Origin of the sequence: Photobacterium jeanii (genome assembly GCF_001650345.1) — a bacterium.
GTDB lineage: Bacteria > Pseudomonadota > Gammaproteobacteria > Enterobacterales > Vibrionaceae > Photobacterium > Photobacterium jeanii.
Genome location: NZ_LVHF01000033.1, coordinates 36,146 through 53,296, shown reverse-complemented (window position 1 = coordinate 53,296; position 17,151 = coordinate 36,146). Strand labels below are relative to the sequence as shown.

Sequence of the window (17,151 nt, the reverse complement as noted above, 5' to 3'; positions counted from 1 at the left end):
GTGCTGGCCTGAAACTACATCAATTAATACCGAGGAAACGTGCTAAACCTTAAACCTGTCAATGCCTGTAGGGTAGGGCTTGGAGGTACGTCAAAAGGAAGAAATCAGGATTTTCCTTGAACCGTCAGGCTGTTGTGACCAACGCCTTTTCTGCTGACAGCATCAGGGAAGTGAATGAAGCAGAAAATTGAATCGATCTAAGTTTAGTAGAGAGGAGGTTGTTTACCATTATTTGATATGTGAAAGAGTGAGTATTGCGAGCGGAATATTCTTAAAATGAAAATATTATATTAATCATTTGTTGTGATCTGTTAGTTGCTCCGAAACATTAATTGTTACTGATTTAAATACAGGTGCTTTAAATATAGCGTGCTGTTGAGCTTCTCAACCGAGTCAGACATATGAGACCAATAGCCTTATTATTAACACTATTTTTATTTTTCAACATATCTGTTAGTTCAGCAAATACGCTTCGTGAAGCTGGAGGTTTCAGTGCCTTCATATTTGAAGACTTCACTGCACCGAGTGGTGACGCTGATGGCCCGCTATATGTGGGCAGAAATATGCAGATTAATGGTTATAGTATTGGTGATGGACTTCCTCCGGAAACAAGCGGCTATATTCTCTATGTTGGTGGAGACATCACTTTCCCTGTGGGTCGCCTTTACTATGGTGATGCGATAATTGGTGGAAGGTTGAATGGTATAGGGAAGTCTGTTTTTGATGGTTTGTCTGAAAGCCAAAAAATAATGAATGGTGATTTACCACTGGATCTTCCCGAACAGAAATTATATCTGAATGATCTCTCACGCCGACTCTCTGTTTTTCCTGCCAATGGTTCAACTAAGTTCGAATGGGGAGGTTTATATCTTCAAGGGGATGGAAACAGTAATTGGCAGGTTTTCGATCTTGATGCTTCGGCGGTTAGTAAAGCGCATACTTTTTCCGTTTCCAACATTCCTGAAGATGCTACTATCGTATTCAATATCAGTGGTACCGATGCCAGCCTAACCAACAAAAGTTTTGCAGACTTAATTCCTCATCGCAGTCGTACCATTTTTAATTTTCCAGATGCCGTAAATATTCGTTTAGCTGGTGTAGCCATCGAAGGTACTGTATTAGCCCCATCTGCCCACCTTGATGCGCCTCATGGCGATGCTTATGGCCCATTGATTGCCAAGTCTTTTGCTGGAGCAATGCACCTCGGTTTTAATACATTTGAAGGTGATCTGTCATTCATTAATCGTGCACCGATTATTGTTTCAACGGCTCTTAACTCAGTAAACGAACGTGAGACGTATGTGTATGAAGCAAAGGCTATTGATGAGGATAATGATCCTTTAGCGTGGAGCGTTCTTCGAGGCCCAGAAAATTTCAGTGTTATTGCTGATACAGGGATTACTACTTGGCAGCCAAATAAGGAATTTGTTGATACGTTAAAAGGCGTAAATGGCTACTGCTCTGTTCCTCAGAAGCCTACAAAATTGGTTCAGGGTGCGGCCGATATCTTGATTGCTATGGATGAATCGGGATCTATGGGAGGCGAGCAACAATGGTTGACAAGCATTATATCTACACTTGAATCACTCTTAATCGAAAGAGGTGTTGGCGCACAGCATGAGGTAAATCTTTATGGTGCAGTAGGCTTCGGACATCGTGGCTCTGGAGCAGCTTTGTTACGTATGCTAGCTACAGATGGTGACATTTTCGTCAATGCAGAACAGTTTAATAAGATTACTAAGCAGTTTGTAGCTAGCGGTGGTTTTGAAGATGGTTGGTCGGCAGCTCAGTTATTGCTGAATGATTACCCTCTTCGTCCAAAAACTGCAAAAAATATTATATTGATCAGTGATGAAGATCGCGATAATGGCAATTCATCGATCACATATGAATCGATAAAAACTCAACTCATTGCCCAAAAAGCGGTACTTAATGTTGTTATCGACGGTGGATTCGTATGTGAAGACGGCCGCGCTGCACTTGGTATGGATGCTGATGGTAGCGGTTATGTTGCAGAGAATGACGGTAGCTTTAGCCTTTGTAACAATGCTAAACATAGTGGTAGGGCCTATGGTGCTACAAATGCTCATTACATTCAGTTAGCGCTTGAAACTGGCGGCGCAGCGTGGGACCTAAATTATTTGCGCCGTGGCGGAGTTTATGCCCAGGCTTTCAGTAAAGCCTTTGTTGAAATCAAAGTTCGTGAAATTATCAGTCAGTTGCCACCACTGCCTCAGTCTGATGTTATCGTTAAACAAATTTCGCTACCTCATGATGCAGCAGAGTTAGAGCAACTCAATATCCCGGTAACACTGTATAATCGTGGTCTATTAAATATTTCTTCAGAGGCGACACTCTCCTTATTTGAAGTCCTGAACGATGGCACTAGAAGGGAGCTTGCAAGTCAAACACTGGCGTTAAATTTAGCAACTGATCAGGAACAGCTTATTAGCTTTAATGCCGTCAAGATGTCAGATAATGCGATTACGCTAGGGGCTAGCATTGGTCTTGCTGATGCAAAATCTGAATGTTTAGCTGACAACAATCAGACACTACGGGCCCTTGTTACACTACAGGTGGCAGATGATTGGGGTGGTGTGGACACACAGTTGTTTGAAATCGGGGTGAATAATATCAATGATCCACCATCGGTTGAAAATACTGAGGTTTTTCAAGATATCAATGCAGGTGGTCAGTTCTCCTTTACCCCAGAAGTTAATGATCCTGATCTTGGGGACCAATTGGAGTTTACGCTAAGAAGTTCCCCTGCTGGCGTGAAGATCGATGCCAGAACTGGCCAGGTATCATGGGATACAACCAATGTCGATCCAGGAGTGTATACCTATGATGTCGTGGCGACAGATCTGGCCGGTAATAGCGTTACAATTTCAGTTATCGTAACCGTAAACAAAGCGCCTAATTTTCCGCCGAAGATCACATCGCTACCTGAATACTTGAGCCAAGAAGGTAGTCAGTACCGTTACCTAGTTACTGCAACCGATCCTAATGAAGGCGATACACTCGTATATTCAACAAGCTCAGGAGCAATAAATGGCGCTTCTGGTGAATTACAATGGAAAAGTGCAGCCCCAGATATGGGGTGGCAAAGCCCAGAAATTTGTCGTCAGCCATTATCTGCTCCAAGTGAATTTAAGCCGACAATAAAATGGCATTGGAGTAAAAGTTCATCAATGGGCTCATACAACCAAGTGATGGCCGCTCCTATTGTTGTTCAGCTCAATGATGATAATGCTGATGGTGAAATTAATACACTGGATTACCCAGATGTGGTTTTCCCAACCTTCAACAGCAGCCAATATAGCCGTCCAGGTATTGTTAGAGCGTTGAACGGTGCAGACGGTAGTGAATTGTGGGCAGCCTCAAATCAAGGCCCTTGGGCAGACCCATCTTATGGCTTGGCGGCGGCTGATATCGATTCCGATGGTTTGGTTGAGATAGTGGCTGGTCAGCCGAATGGAGACTTAGCTGTTTATGAAAATGATGGCGGCTTAAAGTGGCGTAAGCCTGCTGGTGGCCGTGGCCATGTCGCTATTGCTGATTTGGATGCTGATGGAGCGTCAGAAATTGTCTACGCCCAGGGTGTCTATGATCTAAACGGTGACCGTTTATTCAGTATTGATTCAAGTATTTCACCAATTGTTTTTGATGCAGATGGTGATGGTATCCAAGAGGTACTGTCTGGCGGGAAACTTTACGACATAAATGGTAACGTTCGTTGGCAAGGTCCTGCGATGTTATTTGCCGGTGTCGCTGACTTTGATGGTGACTCGTTACCAGAAGTGGTCATAGCTGGAGACAACAAACTCAGTATGCTCAATCATGACGGTAGTTATGTTTGGGGGCCGATTACGGTACCGGGCACTGGTGGTGGCCCAATAACCATTGCTGATGTTGATGGTGATGCTAAACCAGAAATTACCTTAGCCGCCAAATTCTACTATTTTGTTTTTGAAGCCGATGGCAGTGTTAAGTGGCAGAAACAAACACAAGATAGAAGCAGCCAGAAAACAGGCTCATCAGTATTTGACTTTGACGGTGATGGACAGGCTGAAATCCTTTATTCAGATGAGCTGAATTTCCGAGTTTATGATGGCAATACTGGTGATGTTATTTACCAGCTTCCGAACCCGTCGGGCACGTTATATGAGTATCCGTTAGTTGTAGATCTAGATAATGATCGTGAGGCGGAAATTGTTTTAGTCTCAAATAATCGTTGGTTTAACGGTGTTAATGGCGTTCGAGTACTAGAAGGTAAAGGCTGGGCGCCAACCCGTTCAATTTGGAACCAGCACGCTTATCACATTGATAACATCAATGATGATGGAACGGTTCCGATTGGCCAGTTACCAAGCTGGTTGTCACATAATACTTACCGTCTGAACACGTTTCCTGGGCGGACGCTTACTGCGGTATCTGATTTAACGGTTGCAGATTTCACATATATTGATGGTGAACTGAGTATTGCAATTGGAAATGGTGGTGAAGCGAAAAGTCAGGGCGGATTAACACTGACGTTGCTGGATCCTACTACTTCTCAGTCTTTAGCTACTTGGTCATTGCCATCTATTGAGCCAAATAGTCAATTTGCCTTTACTGAAAACATTGACTTTTCTGCTTTCTCGTCAGTTCAATTGTTGATTGATGCAGAGGGTTATGAAACGGAGTGTAACCGCTTTAATAACACGGCAAACGTGGTGTTATTGACTGTCTCTGTAGCCGATCAGGATGGGGCTAGTGATAAACAGCAATTCTCTGTTCGTACCGAGCCCCTGAACGTCGCGCCCTCTTTTGTACAACCACAAGATCTGACGCTGAAAAGTAATCAGCTGTTGTCGTTTAACCTGAAGGCCAGTGACCCAAATGCCTGGGATGTTATTACTTGGCGAGCAACTGGCTTACCAGCAGCTGCACTCTTTGACCCTGTAAAGGGTTCGCTGAACTGGACGCCAACCGAGTCAGATATCGGAACGCATGTCTTTTCATTCGTTGCGGTTGATACCTATGGTGCAACATCGCAGGCGCAGATGAAAGTGACGGTTATGGCAGAAAACCAGCCGCCGGTTATTTCATCTACTCCGAAGCTCACTACAGTAGAAGGGCAGGAGTGGCAGTACCAGATTCTGGCGTCGGATCCTGATGATGACTCCCTTATTTATGAAGTTATGTATCCGGGAGAAGTTCAGGTCGATGCTACAGGTCTTGTGACTTGGTCTCTGCCTGTAGTCGGAACACATGATATTTTGGTACGTGTCAGGGATGGACGTGGCGGGAGTGTTGATCAATCCTTCCAATTGGAAGTTGAAACTACGCTTAATCGTGAACCCAAAATCACATCAACACCGCTCTTGTCCATCGAGCAAGGTGGTATTTATCAGTATCAGATTGTAGCTTCGGATGACGATGGCGATGTTCTTTCCTTTGCTTTGGTCCAGTACCCGCAAGGTATGTCCTTAAGCGCCTCTGGTGATATCCAATGGGTTATCCCTGCAAATTTAAAACCAGGTAACTATCCGGTAAGCATAGAAGTCTCAGATGGTATTTCTACTGTTGTGCAATCGTATGAAATTACAGTGATTGGCGCTAAACCAAATCAGACTCCGGTGATTACTTCTTCTCCACGGTTAATTGGAACTGCAGGTCAAATTTACCAATATGAGGTGAAGGCAACTGACCCTGATGGTGATGCGTTAACATATACACTCACTCGTTATCCTGAAGGAATGACCGTGAGCCAAAGCGGGCTAATTGAGTGGGCAGTACCGGCAAATATTCAGCCTAGCACATACTCTGTTTCTATCGCGGTTAATGATGGTTTTGATAGTGTTGAACAGAGCTATACGATAAAAATTGAAACTGGTTCAAATAATCAACCACCAGTTATTACCTCACAGCCGGTTACCTCTGTTGTTGCTGGTACTGATTATCGCTATCAGGTTATTGCAAATGATCCTGATAAAGATTCACTTGCTTTCCGCTTAATTAGCTCACCACAAGGAATGACAATAAGTAGTACTGGTTCGGTTCAGTGGGCTGTGCCTGCTGGGTTTAATGATACTGTGTCGGTAGAAATTGCTGTATCTGACAATAAAATTGAAACACGTCAGAGCTACGAGGTTGTTGTCAGCACTGCCGGAGGCAATGTTGCTCCAGTCTTGACGGGTTCTCCTGTTCGTGAAGCCGTACAAGGTGGGCAATACGTATCGGTTATGTCAGCTACTGACGCGGATGGTGATCAGCTAACCTTCCGCTTGATTGAGGCGCCGTCTGGGATGACTGTTGACGCTAAAGGCCGTATTGCATGGTCAGTGCCTGCTGAGCTGACAGGGCAAGTTGCCGTCTCACTCGAAGTTTCTGATGGAACTCATTTTATCCACCGTAGCTGGACTATCACTATCTCTGAATGGGCATTGCCGCTAGATGTTACGATTGGCGTGAGTGCTGGTCAATTGAAGGTGGGGGAGGTTGCTACGGTTCAAGTACAGCCAACAGGCGGTGTTCCTCCATATCAAGTTGTGATGACAGCTAATGGACAGTTGCTTGCACTTGATGGCCAATTAACATCTGAAGCGAAAGCGGATAAGCCTTCTCTGATAAAACTTGTTGCTACCGTTGTAGATAGCCAGGGTATAGAGGTATCGACGAAGGAAACCATTGCAGTCATTACGGGTACAGATACCGCCGCCCCAGTGGTCTCAATTACCTCACCTGTTGAGAATGCAGGAATCAGCTCAATGGTAGATGTAGTTGGTACTGTAGAAGACGATAACCTGGCTAGTTATGCGCTGATCGTATATCCCGATGGTGAGCCGACTAAACGTCAGATTTTGATGGAAGGTTTCCAATCCGTTTCTAATTCAGCTTTGGCAAGTTTTGACCCGTCGATGTTGAACAATGGTGTATACACAATCGCCATTGAAGCTATTGATTTAGATGGTAACCAGAGTGTTGCAGGCGTAGATGTCTTAGTTTCTGGTGACCTGAAGGTAGGTAACTTCTCAATTACCCAGCGGGATGTTGATATTCCTATGATGGGATTACCGATCACAGTAGATCGGACATATGACAGCCGGAGTAAATCTGAAAGTGGTGATTTCGGATATGGCTGGAGCCTGGGCTTAGCAGACTTCAATGTTCAAGAATCTGATAAGTTGGGCATGAGTTGGACGTTAAATAAGTACGGCAGCATGCTGAATACGAAATATTGTATTGAGCCGAAAGGTGCTAGGCCGGAAGTGACTGTCACTTTGCCAGATGGTGATGTTGAACGCTTTGAAGCGGTCTTAACGCCAGAGTGTAGTCAATTAGTACCAGCTTTGGATGTGAAGTTGTCATTCAAACCTGTCGGCGATACCCAATCTACTTTGGCGGCATTAGAGCATGTTCAGCTTCGATATGTAGGTGGGCAGTTGTATGACTTCTCAACTCTGATTGATGTTGCAGATCCAAATCGCTATGCGCTGACATTGAAAACCGGTGTAAAGATGGAATTGCATCAGGGGGAGGGGCTGAAAAAGTTGGTATCAACAAACGGTCATTCGGTTCAGTATACCCGTGATGGCATGATTCACTCAGCTGGGAAAAGTGTACTCTTTGATCGCGATACCCAGGGACGTATTACCCAAGTAACCGATCCTTCTGGTCAGGCTCACCAGTATCGTTATGATGGTTTAGGTAACCTGAGGTCGGTGACGGATCCTCTTGGTCATACAACAACATTTGATTATAACCGTAATCACGGTCTGTTGAAGATCAATGATCCACTGGACCGTCGTCTGGTTCGCAATATCTATGATGATGGCGGACGATTAATTGCTCAAGAAGATGAACAGGGTAATAGAACTGAATTTTCGCACGATATTGCGGGAAAACAGTCGGTAGTGACAGACCGCAACGGTAATACAGCATTCTATTACTACGATGACGATGGAAATATCACGACTGAGGTGGATGCTTTGGGTAATACCAAACAATATACCTATGACGAGAGAGGAAACAAATTAAGCTCGACCGATGCTTTAGGGAATATCAGTTATTCAACGTTCAATACCAAAAATGATCAACTGACGGTTACCGATGCACTGGGAAATACCACTGAATATAAATATAACGATCGAGGACAGGAAACTGAAATCATCGACAGTCGAGGTAATCGATATGTAAATACCTATGACGGTATTGGTAATTTGGTGACGTTGAGCGATCCAACAGGAAGCCAGGCTACCTTTGAATATGATGCCAAAGGGAATCTAAGAACTTCTAAGGATATGCTTGGTAACATTACCTCATATACGTATGACAGTACAGGTAACAAGCTTACAGAGATAACACCGACAGGCATAACAAAACGGTTTGAGTACGATTCAAATAACCGTGTGGTACGTGAGATTGTTGAGCGCAAGCTTCAAGGGGGTATGGCAGAGGATCTCGTGACGGAATACCGCTACGACAGTGCTGGAAATATAATTGAGACAATTAATGCCCTTGGCTATTCGCGTCAATCTCAGTTTGATGCAATGGGCCAGCTAATAGTTTCAACAGATGCGCTTGGCCATAAAACGTTAACAGACTATGACGGCTACGGTCGGGAAATTGCCATTACGTATCCTGATGGCAGTCGTACCCAGAAAGCCTATGACGCCGAGGGTAATCTGATCAGCGAGACTGACGCCGCTGGTTCAGTAACGACTTATGTATATGATGCGTTAAATCGACAGGTTGCCATCATTCAAGCTGATGGTAGTCGGGTTGAGACCGAATACGATGCTGCCGGCAGAATAGCGGCTGAAGTCGATGCCAACGGGAACCGAACCACAAATGTTTATGATGCTGCTAATAGACGTATTGCGACTAAGGATGCCCTTGGTAGTACAACGCAGTATGAGTATGACAGCGAAGGTAATGTAACGGCTACTATTGATCCACTTGGCAATCGAACAGAGTACGAGTATGACCAGTTAGGCAATAAAACCGTTACCCGATTTGCCGATGGAACAGCGATTAGTGCTGCGTTTGATAGGCTTGGAAGGAAGGTAGCCGAAACTGACCAATCCGGCGTGACAACACAATATGAATACGATGCTGAAGGTCGTTTGATTGCTGTTGTTGATGCGGCAAATAGCCGAACTGAGTACCGTTACGATGAACTGGGTAATCGCATTGCACAAATTGATGCTCTTGGCCAGGAAACCCGCTGGCAGTATGACGGCTTGGGTAATGTATTGTCGCGTACATTGCCGATGGGGCAGATTGAAACCTTTACTTACAACGCACTTAATCAAGTTGAAAATCACACTGATTTTAATGGTGAGGTGACAACGTATACTTATGATGCAATGGGTCGATTGATAACCGAAATATCCGGAGTGGGGACTCTTCATGAGCAGACTCAGCGTTATGAATATGATGTAGCAGGCAACAAGGTACGTACATCGATAGAAACGGCGAAGAGCGTGCAGGTGTGGGAGTATCAGTACGATGTGCTTAACCGCCTAACCACCGAGTTACAACCGAGCGGCGACCGTTTGAGCTATCAGTATGATACGAATGGTAATAAGTTAAGTTTGACCGTTGAATCTCAGGGACAGACAAATACAACCACTTACACTTACGATGCAGTCAATCGCCTTTCAACAGTAACTGATAATGAGGGAGGCATTACTCAATACAGCTATACAGCATTGGGTATGGCCGATGTTATTTATCATCCTAATGGTATTTCAACGCACCATGTGTACGACAATTTAAATCGATTGATTGAGAAGTACACACAGTCGACCTCTGGTGCGGTTGTTTCGCACTACCGATATTCCTGGTCGGACAGTGGTCAGCGTACGCGCCTCGAGGAGCTCCATAGAGGCAGGAATGTCGATTATCAATATGATGTGTTAAGCCGACTCGTCAAGGAAAGTTACCTTGAGGCAGACGGTAGCCGTCAGGTGATTGAACATGAATATGGCGTGACAGGGAACCGGACGAAGGAAACGCTTGACGGTGTTGTTTCACTCTATAACTATGATGCCAACGACAGATTAGTCACTAAAGACTTAACGCAGTATAGCTACGATGCCAACGGTAACCTATTGGCTGAACGAACATCCGGTGCTATAGAGAAACGCTATTTCTATAATACTAAGAACCGTTTGACTAGTTTTGATGACGGTACGCAGTTTGCGGTATATGAGTACAATCCAAATGGCATCAGAACATCAGCCAGCATCAATGGGGTGATTACACACTATATAATTGATGAAAATAGAAATTACGCTCAGGTAGTGCGCGAATACGGTGCGCAGAACAAATCCTATGTTTATGGTGCAGATCTGTTGAGCTTTAATGCTCAGGGAACAAACAGCTATTTTGTTTATGATGGTTTGGGCTCAACACGTGCGCTTGTTGATGAGACAGGTTCAGTCACTGACACTTATGACTATGACGGCTACGGCACAGTATTAAAGCAGACAGGTGCATCTGACAATGCGTACCTGTATACCGGTGAGCAATATGATGCGGAGCTTGATAAGTATTACCTGAGGGCTCGTTATTACGATCAATCTGTGGGGAGGTTTACGCAGATGGACGAGTGGGCGGGACATGCAGTTCAACCGATCACGCTAAACAAGTACCTCTATGTTAACGGCTCCCCGTCAAATTATGTTGACCCTACTGGATATTACGCGATGAGTTTGCCGACTTTTTCGGTTAGTTTCTCCATTATGAGAGCCGTCTCGTCAATTTCAACATCAGCGACGAGTCTGTTGGGCCGAAATCTAATCTCTCGTGCAGTATTTGCGACAACAGTTATTGGAGGGGCTACAGCATACACTCATACCGAGGTGAAGAGATGCCAAATGTCAGAAGGTAGAGATTGTGGTCTGGATAATATAGTTGTTATTGGCTCAGATTATGTGGAAGCGAAAGAGCATATTAGTGACTCAATTAGTGGACAAGGATCTAATGGATTACCTTTACCTTCACTTCTGACATATAGCAAGGGTAGAAATAAAGATAGATATTGGCTGAAGTCTACCAACGAATGTCGAGGCAATATTACTAGTAACACTGGCTTATCCTGTGATGAGTATCCCTTTGCTGCGTCGTATCAGGGAGGGAAAGATATGTACTATTCCAAGCGTGTATCGCTAAGGTTGATTAGTCACAGTGATAATATTCGCTCAGGGCAGGTTTGGGGCAGAGCTGTGCGACGAGGTAATGATGGTGATCAATATCTGATAATAGCATCTGGTGACGTCAGTTTCTATTACAGTAATGGTAAGTTTGGATACTAATGAAGTATACAATTTTTTTACTAATGAGCTTTTGGAGTTTTAGCGTTATGGGTAAAGATAAATTAGATGTCGAGTTTGTAAGAGATCTAATTAATGACATTGAATGTTGCGATTATCAACCTGTAGAGCTTCATATTGAGCATGTTGGAAAAATACTGCTCCCGAAGGAATACTCTGCTGTCGTTGATGCTTATAAGAAGCATTACGATTTAATGACCAATCTTTTCCAAGGGCATGCTGTTCTATCGGTTGAAGAGATTAAATCTCAGTATAAGTGTAATAATGAACAGTCATTTTTCTATTTTTTTCATTTAGATGAAGAGTATCAAATCATAAATGGAGAGCCATTTGTAATAAACGAAGCACAGATGGGATTAGGTGATGAAGTGGTTTATAACTTGTCACGTTTTGTTCCGATATTTACCTTTGAAGTAGGTGCTGGTTATATACTTTACGACAATTTTGAGAAGAACGTTGGAAGGCTAATTATTACATCCTATTATGTTGATGGTGATGTAATAGGAAGTTCAATACTTGATTACCTAAAGGACATTGAATCAGGGTTAATTTCTGGAAAATATACTGTGCACACCAATGGCTATATAGAGATGTGACTGTTGGATATAATCTCTTTACTGATTTAGTATAACAAGTTCCTAGATTAATGATGGCGATGAGAGGGGGCTTGTAGTTAGTGTTTAATGAAATTCCATCAGGTTGGACATTAACTGGCGGCACTTTGATTATTTTAGGTGCGTTAATCAATGTATTTGTTGGAGTGAACTCTAAACCATGAAGCCAAAAGAGGCAACTTGATAAGTTTTGTTGATTACCGACAAAGCTCAGCTCCTCTAACTATACTTATTTAAGAATGTTTTTGAGGGCTAATTCATGGCTAAAAATAAAGTGCAATTTTAAAAAAGTATTTCTATTCATCATTTTATGACTATTTATGGTACAGAAGAACAATACCAGAAAAAACTGTTCAATATGCGTTGCCCTAACTGCCATCATGACAAATATTGCCAGTTACATTCTCGTGCTTTATTTCAGTGTAATCAGTGCCATTATCAAGCTTTGTTGATATCAGGAACTCTATTTGCACATTCTAAATTGCCTTTAACTGTATGGTTTCTCGCTATTTACCTTATAACTCAAGAAAAAAATGGTATCTCTGCTCTTGAACTTTTAAGACAACTCGGTGTGTCATATAACACGGCATGGCGCGTAAAGCAGAAGCTCATGCAGGCGATGAAAGAACGTGATGATGAGTCACCGCTAGATGGTTATGGTCAAATTGATGATGCCTATTGGGGCGGTGTCCAACGTGGTATCCGTGGACGTGGCGCGAAAGGAAAGCGTCCATTTGTTGCGGCAGTATCAATGAATGAAAAGTGCACCCTATACACATGCGCTTTACTGCTGTTCATGGGTTTAAGAAAGCAGAGCTAACTCGTTGGGCTAAATCGCATTTACGACCAAAATCACTCGTAATTTCCGATGGACTTGCTTGTTTTCGTGGCATCGAAGATACCGAAAACTTTCACCATGCGATTGTTACTGGTGGCGGAGCAGATTGCGTAGCGTTGCCTTATTTTAAATGGGTAAATACCATGATTAGTAATGTAAAAAACTCAATGCATGGCACTTATCATGCCATCAACAAAAAACACTTACCTCGTTATCTTGCTGAATTTTGCTTTAAGTTTAATCGGCGCTTTGACCTAGCAAATATGCTGGAGCAGCTCATATATTCAAGCATTCAAACCGCTCCGATGCCTCAACGCTTACTTAAGCTAGCTGAGGTTCGGTGGTAATCAGAAAATAAATTGCCATTTCCTGTATGCTTGGTAAGCCATGAAGATCCAGAACGCAACACAACCTTCGATGTCGCTGACTATGCTAGCATCGTAAGTTACTTTGATATGTTGGCGACAAATCCCGAATGTACGTTGGTAACAAATTGGCGCTATTATGAAGACGATTTTTCACAGTGGTACCCAGTAGGAATTGCAGACTCATGATGTATAAGTGAGAAATGATAAGATCAATAACTTTTATTCTGCTTTTATCAGTGTGTTTTAATGTAGCGTTTGCAGGGAAAAAGGATAAAAAAATCATGACAGGTATTAGGCTCAGTTCTCTTAACTCTGGTTATCATTCATCATCGGATAGTTGGCAGCAGTTCTTATCCTGCTGGTTAAAAAAACAGGATGAGCTTAGCTCTGATTTTAACTTTATTAAATTAAATAACGTTCCTGACGAAGATAAAATACCTGCTAATCATATTGAACAGTGGAAATATGTTGCTGTCGCTATCCCCAAATCATTGAGTGACTTCTATCGCGCGTATTTCTCCTTAGGTGGAGAGTTCTTATCTATTAGTGATAAGGAGGAGGTTGGAATTTACTCTCCAGATGAGGTACTTCATTTAAGAGACTTTGATCCTGAGTTGCTGGCAAGTTACCAACTGTTTCCGATTGAATCAGAAGATGAACAATATTATCGATATGGTATCGCGCAAGATGGCTCTGATGGTAGGTATTCATATGTCAAAGAAGCGATTGTTCTTGGGAAGTATGGTTATTCTTCGTATGAGTTAATATTAATGTATCCTAGCTCACGTACTGAGGATGGAGAGGTGGAGGTCGCCATACTCTCTCATGCTTATGAGTATAGAACACCATCTTTTGCTGAGATGATGCGGCAACTCTCCATGCTTTTTTTGAGCGACCCCGAGCTATTACCACCATATAGTCAGCAGGTTTTGAAAGGTACTTGTGCTGATATCATTAAGCCGAAAGATGCTTGGTGGGAATAATTGGAGTGGCATCAGAAACCAATCTAAACTGTTTGGATTTTTTACGTGTAAGCTGTATTACCACTTTGGGGTCAGATTCTATTAAAAAAAACGGCGCAAAAATAGTTCAAAGACATTACTCGTTTACGGGAATGTTCTTGCTGTTAGATTAATTTTATCTAAGAGTTAGGTTTTTAGTCGCTTGGCTGGTGGTAACTGCCTTTGTGCAGTGGTTAGCGAAATCATCTCTTCAATCCTACATTTAGCGTCTATTTAGATAGTATTTTGCGAGAAAACGCGGATAATCTGGGTATACAACACTCAAAGAAGAAATTACCTATGACTAATTTTGAATACTACTTTCATCAACTACCTTGTTTTGACTGTAAAAAGACCAAAGTAAGCACTGATCTTGGTTGGTTGACTGCTGCGATGAAAGAAGATGTCGTAGCGCAACTGAATGAGATTCTTGCGAAAGGCAACGTTGAAGCAGATCTTTCAGTAAACGTGACTTGTACTAAAGAAGAAGCGCGTGAGTACCTTCTACTGAACTTCTACGGTTACTCAGAAGAAGAACTAGCTGATCAAATCGAAGCTGAAGACGAGCAAGAAGTAGCGGAAGAAATCGCTGAGCTACAAGCTGATGGCAACGAGAAAGCGGTATTCGAACACGAAGTGGCACTGCAAAGCTGTACTGATTGCGGCATTGTAGAGTAATCACTTAGCTTAAAAATACTGAATTAAGGCGTTAGCAGCATTGAGTTTGCTAGCGCCTTTTTGTTTTGCCTTTCATTGAACCCATCCCATAGTGATATATCTCACACTAACTTAATCCAGATTAAGGATTTTCCTCGTTTTTAGCGTCAGTATGGCGGCCATTCATCGCATACGGTATTAGCGCTTACTTTGGAACTTGGCAGCTAATGCAGGGTAGATGAGTTCCCTACATACGATTTAAGAGGACTGGACTTGAGCATTTTGTTTTCACAAGCCCGTATTGGCAACATGACCCTAAAGAACCGCTTTGTACGCAGCGCGACTTGGGAAAATATGGCAACCGAAGATGGGCACATGACAGATAAGCTGTACGCCATCTACGAAGAACTTGCGCAAGGAGAAGTCGGTTTAATCGTGACTGGCTACGCGAACATTGTTGAGGAAGAAAAGCCCAATGCTGGCATGATGGGCATGTATAACGACTCTTTTATCGACGAGTACAAAAAGCTGACCGAGCTAGTGCACGAAAACGACTCAAAGATCGTGATGCAGTTAGCGTACGGCGGCACGAAAACCACTCACAACGTGGGTGAAAGGGTTATCTTTGCGCCGAGCGAAGTGCCTGAGCGTGGTACACAAACGCTAGGTAAAGCCATGACCAAAGACGAGATTGATTACATCGTTCAGGCTTTCGCGCAAGCAAGTCGTCGAGCGCAACAATCGGGTTTCGATGGCGTTGAAATTCATGCTGCCCACACGTATTTGATCAACCAGTTTTTAAGCCCATATTACAACCGTCGTGAAGATGAATACGGTGGCAGTTTAGAAAACCGTATGCGTTTTCTGGTCGAGATCTATACCGAGATCCGCAAGCTGGTGGGCGATGATTTCCCAATTCTTGTGAAGCTAACGGCAACTGAATTCTTCGAGGGTGGTTTAACCTTCGATGAAACACGCATTATCTGTAAGCAACTTGAAGCGATGGGCGTTGATGCGATCATTATCTCGGGTAATATCCACGGCAAAGCAAATGAGCTGATTGGCGAGCAGTTTGACGGCTATACCTTGCAACAAGAAGGCTATTTCCACGAATATGGCGACGTGATCAGTAAAGATGTCAACGTACCTGTTATCACCGTGGGCGGCTTGAGCGATATCGATGCGATTGAAGCTATTGCCGACAACACCAATATTCAATATTTCGCGTTATCGCGCCCGCTATTGGCTGAGCCGCATTTGATCAAACGCTGGAAAGAAGGCGATAAAGCCGTTGTTGATTGTGAGCGCTGCTCTAAGTGTCGTACTCGTCGTGGTAACTTCTGCGTGGTGCACAATAAGCGTAAGTAAGCTGACGGCATGAGTGTTTAATACATAAAAGCAGAGCGTTATTTTTAAAGCCGTAGTGTCTTCACTGCGGCTTTTTTACGTGTGGTTGTTTATGTTTTTTATCCGTTTTTTAGAAATTGGCATTTAGTTTCGTCTTTTCTTGGTCTGCTGCGTCTTATAGGTGTAAGTAAAATGAATTGACCGATGTTGGAGTCGCCAAATGATTAAACTAATTAGTTTCAAGAATTGCCCTTTTGTTCAACGTGTAATGGGGGCGCTCATTACCAAAGAGATCCCATTTGAAATTGAATACATTGAGCTAAGTAACAAGCCACAGTGGTTCTTGGATATTGCGCCAAACGGTCAAGTGCCTGTGTTGATCACTGAAGATAAAACGGTGCTGTTTGAATCTGATGCGATTGTTGAATACCTCGATGATAAATACGCGCCAATCGAAGCCCTAACGCCGGAGCAAAAGGCGCAAGATCGCGCTTGGTCTTATCAAGCGAGCAAACACTATATGCCGCAATGTGGCACCATGGGCAGTAAAGACAAAGAAACCTTTGAGACCCGTTTAGCGAATTTATCGAAGGCGTTTGCTAAAGCCGAAAACAAGCTGGGTGATAGTGCGTTCTTCAAAGGCGATTACATTTCTAATGTGGATATTGCTTGGTTGCCTTTGTTGCACCGTGCGGCGGTGATCAAAGAGAAATCGGGTGTTGATATGCTAGATGGCTTTCCGAAAGTCCAACAATGGCAAGCCGCCTTATTGGCGTCAGGTTTACCTGAAAAGACAGTGCCACAAGATTTTGTCGCGACGTTCAGTGGTTTCTATCTAACTAACACTTACCTAGCTAGTGTGATGAATGGCGAAGAAGGGGAGTGCGCAACGTCAAGCTGCAATAGTGCTGCGAGCTCTTGCTGTAATTAATGAAAAAAGAGTGACGCGCCTTACGTAAAATATTGGCGACAAGGCGCGTCAGCTTTGAGCTACAGAGGGTG

6 protein-coding genes and 2 pseudogenes are annotated in these 17,151 nt (G+C 43.4%); all 8 read left to right on the top strand.

Annotated features, from left to right (window positions below; genetic code table 11):
• Positions 1-401 precede the first annotated feature (401 nt).
• Positions 402-11,306 carry a putative Ig domain-containing protein gene (locus tag A3K86_RS17905; RefSeq protein WP_068334534.1) on the top strand — a complete coding sequence of 3,635 codons (10,905 nt, stop codon included), beginning with the start codon at positions 402-404 and terminating at the stop codon, positions 11,304-11,306.
• 47 nt (positions 11,307-11,353) lie between these two features.
• Positions 11,354-11,920 (top strand): hypothetical protein, encoded by a 567-nt coding sequence (locus tag A3K86_RS17900; protein ID WP_146145589.1) that lies wholly within the window; start codon positions 11,354-11,356, stop codon positions 11,918-11,920.
• A gap of 80 nt (positions 11,921-12,000) precedes the next feature.
• Positions 12,001-12,102, top strand: a pseudogene (locus tag A3K86_RS23015) (EamA/RhaT family transporter); the annotation flags it as partial.
• A 146-nt stretch (positions 12,103-12,248) separates the two neighbouring features.
• Positions 12,249-13,123: pseudogene (locus A3K86_RS17895) on the top strand (IS1595 family transposase).
• A 302-nt stretch (positions 13,124-13,425) separates the two neighbouring features.
• Positions 13,426-14,127 carry a hypothetical protein gene (locus A3K86_RS17890; RefSeq protein WP_146145588.1) on the top strand — a complete coding sequence of 234 codons (702 nt, stop codon included), beginning with the start codon at positions 13,426-13,428 and terminating at the stop codon, positions 14,125-14,127.
• Between the two features lie 318 nt (positions 14,128-14,445).
• Complete coding sequence (locus tag A3K86_RS17885) at positions 14,446-14,823, top strand: hypothetical protein (RefSeq protein WP_068334526.1); 378 nt, start codon at positions 14,446-14,448, stop codon at positions 14,821-14,823.
• 252 nt (positions 14,824-15,075) lie between these two features.
• Positions 15,076-16,170, top strand: coding sequence for an NADH:flavin oxidoreductase (locus tag A3K86_RS17880; protein ID WP_068334524.1), 1,095 nt, complete (start codon positions 15,076-15,078; stop codon positions 16,168-16,170).
• Between the two features lie 199 nt (positions 16,171-16,369).
• Positions 16,370-17,080, top strand: a complete 711-nt coding sequence (locus tag A3K86_RS17875) for a glutathione S-transferase family protein (RefSeq protein WP_068334521.1) — start codon at positions 16,370-16,372, stop codon at positions 17,078-17,080.
• The last annotated feature ends 71 nt before the right edge of the window (positions 17,081-17,151 follow it).

Coding starts and splice junctions, on each gene's coding strand:
- A3K86_RS17905 (WP_068334534.1), top strand. CDS start 402: ATGAGACCAATAGCCTTATTATTAACACTATTTTTATTTTTCAACATA.
- A3K86_RS17900 (WP_146145589.1), top strand. CDS start 11,354: ATGGGTAAAGATAAATTAGATGTCGAGTTTGTAAGAGATCTAATTAAT.
- A3K86_RS17890 (WP_146145588.1), top strand. CDS start 13,426: ATGACAGGTATTAGGCTCAGTTCTCTTAACTCTGGTTATCATTCATCA.
- A3K86_RS17885 (WP_068334526.1), top strand. CDS start 14,446: ATGACTAATTTTGAATACTACTTTCATCAACTACCTTGTTTTGACTGT.
- A3K86_RS17875 (WP_068334521.1), top strand. CDS start 16,370: ATGATTAAACTAATTAGTTTCAAGAATTGCCCTTTTGTTCAACGTGTA.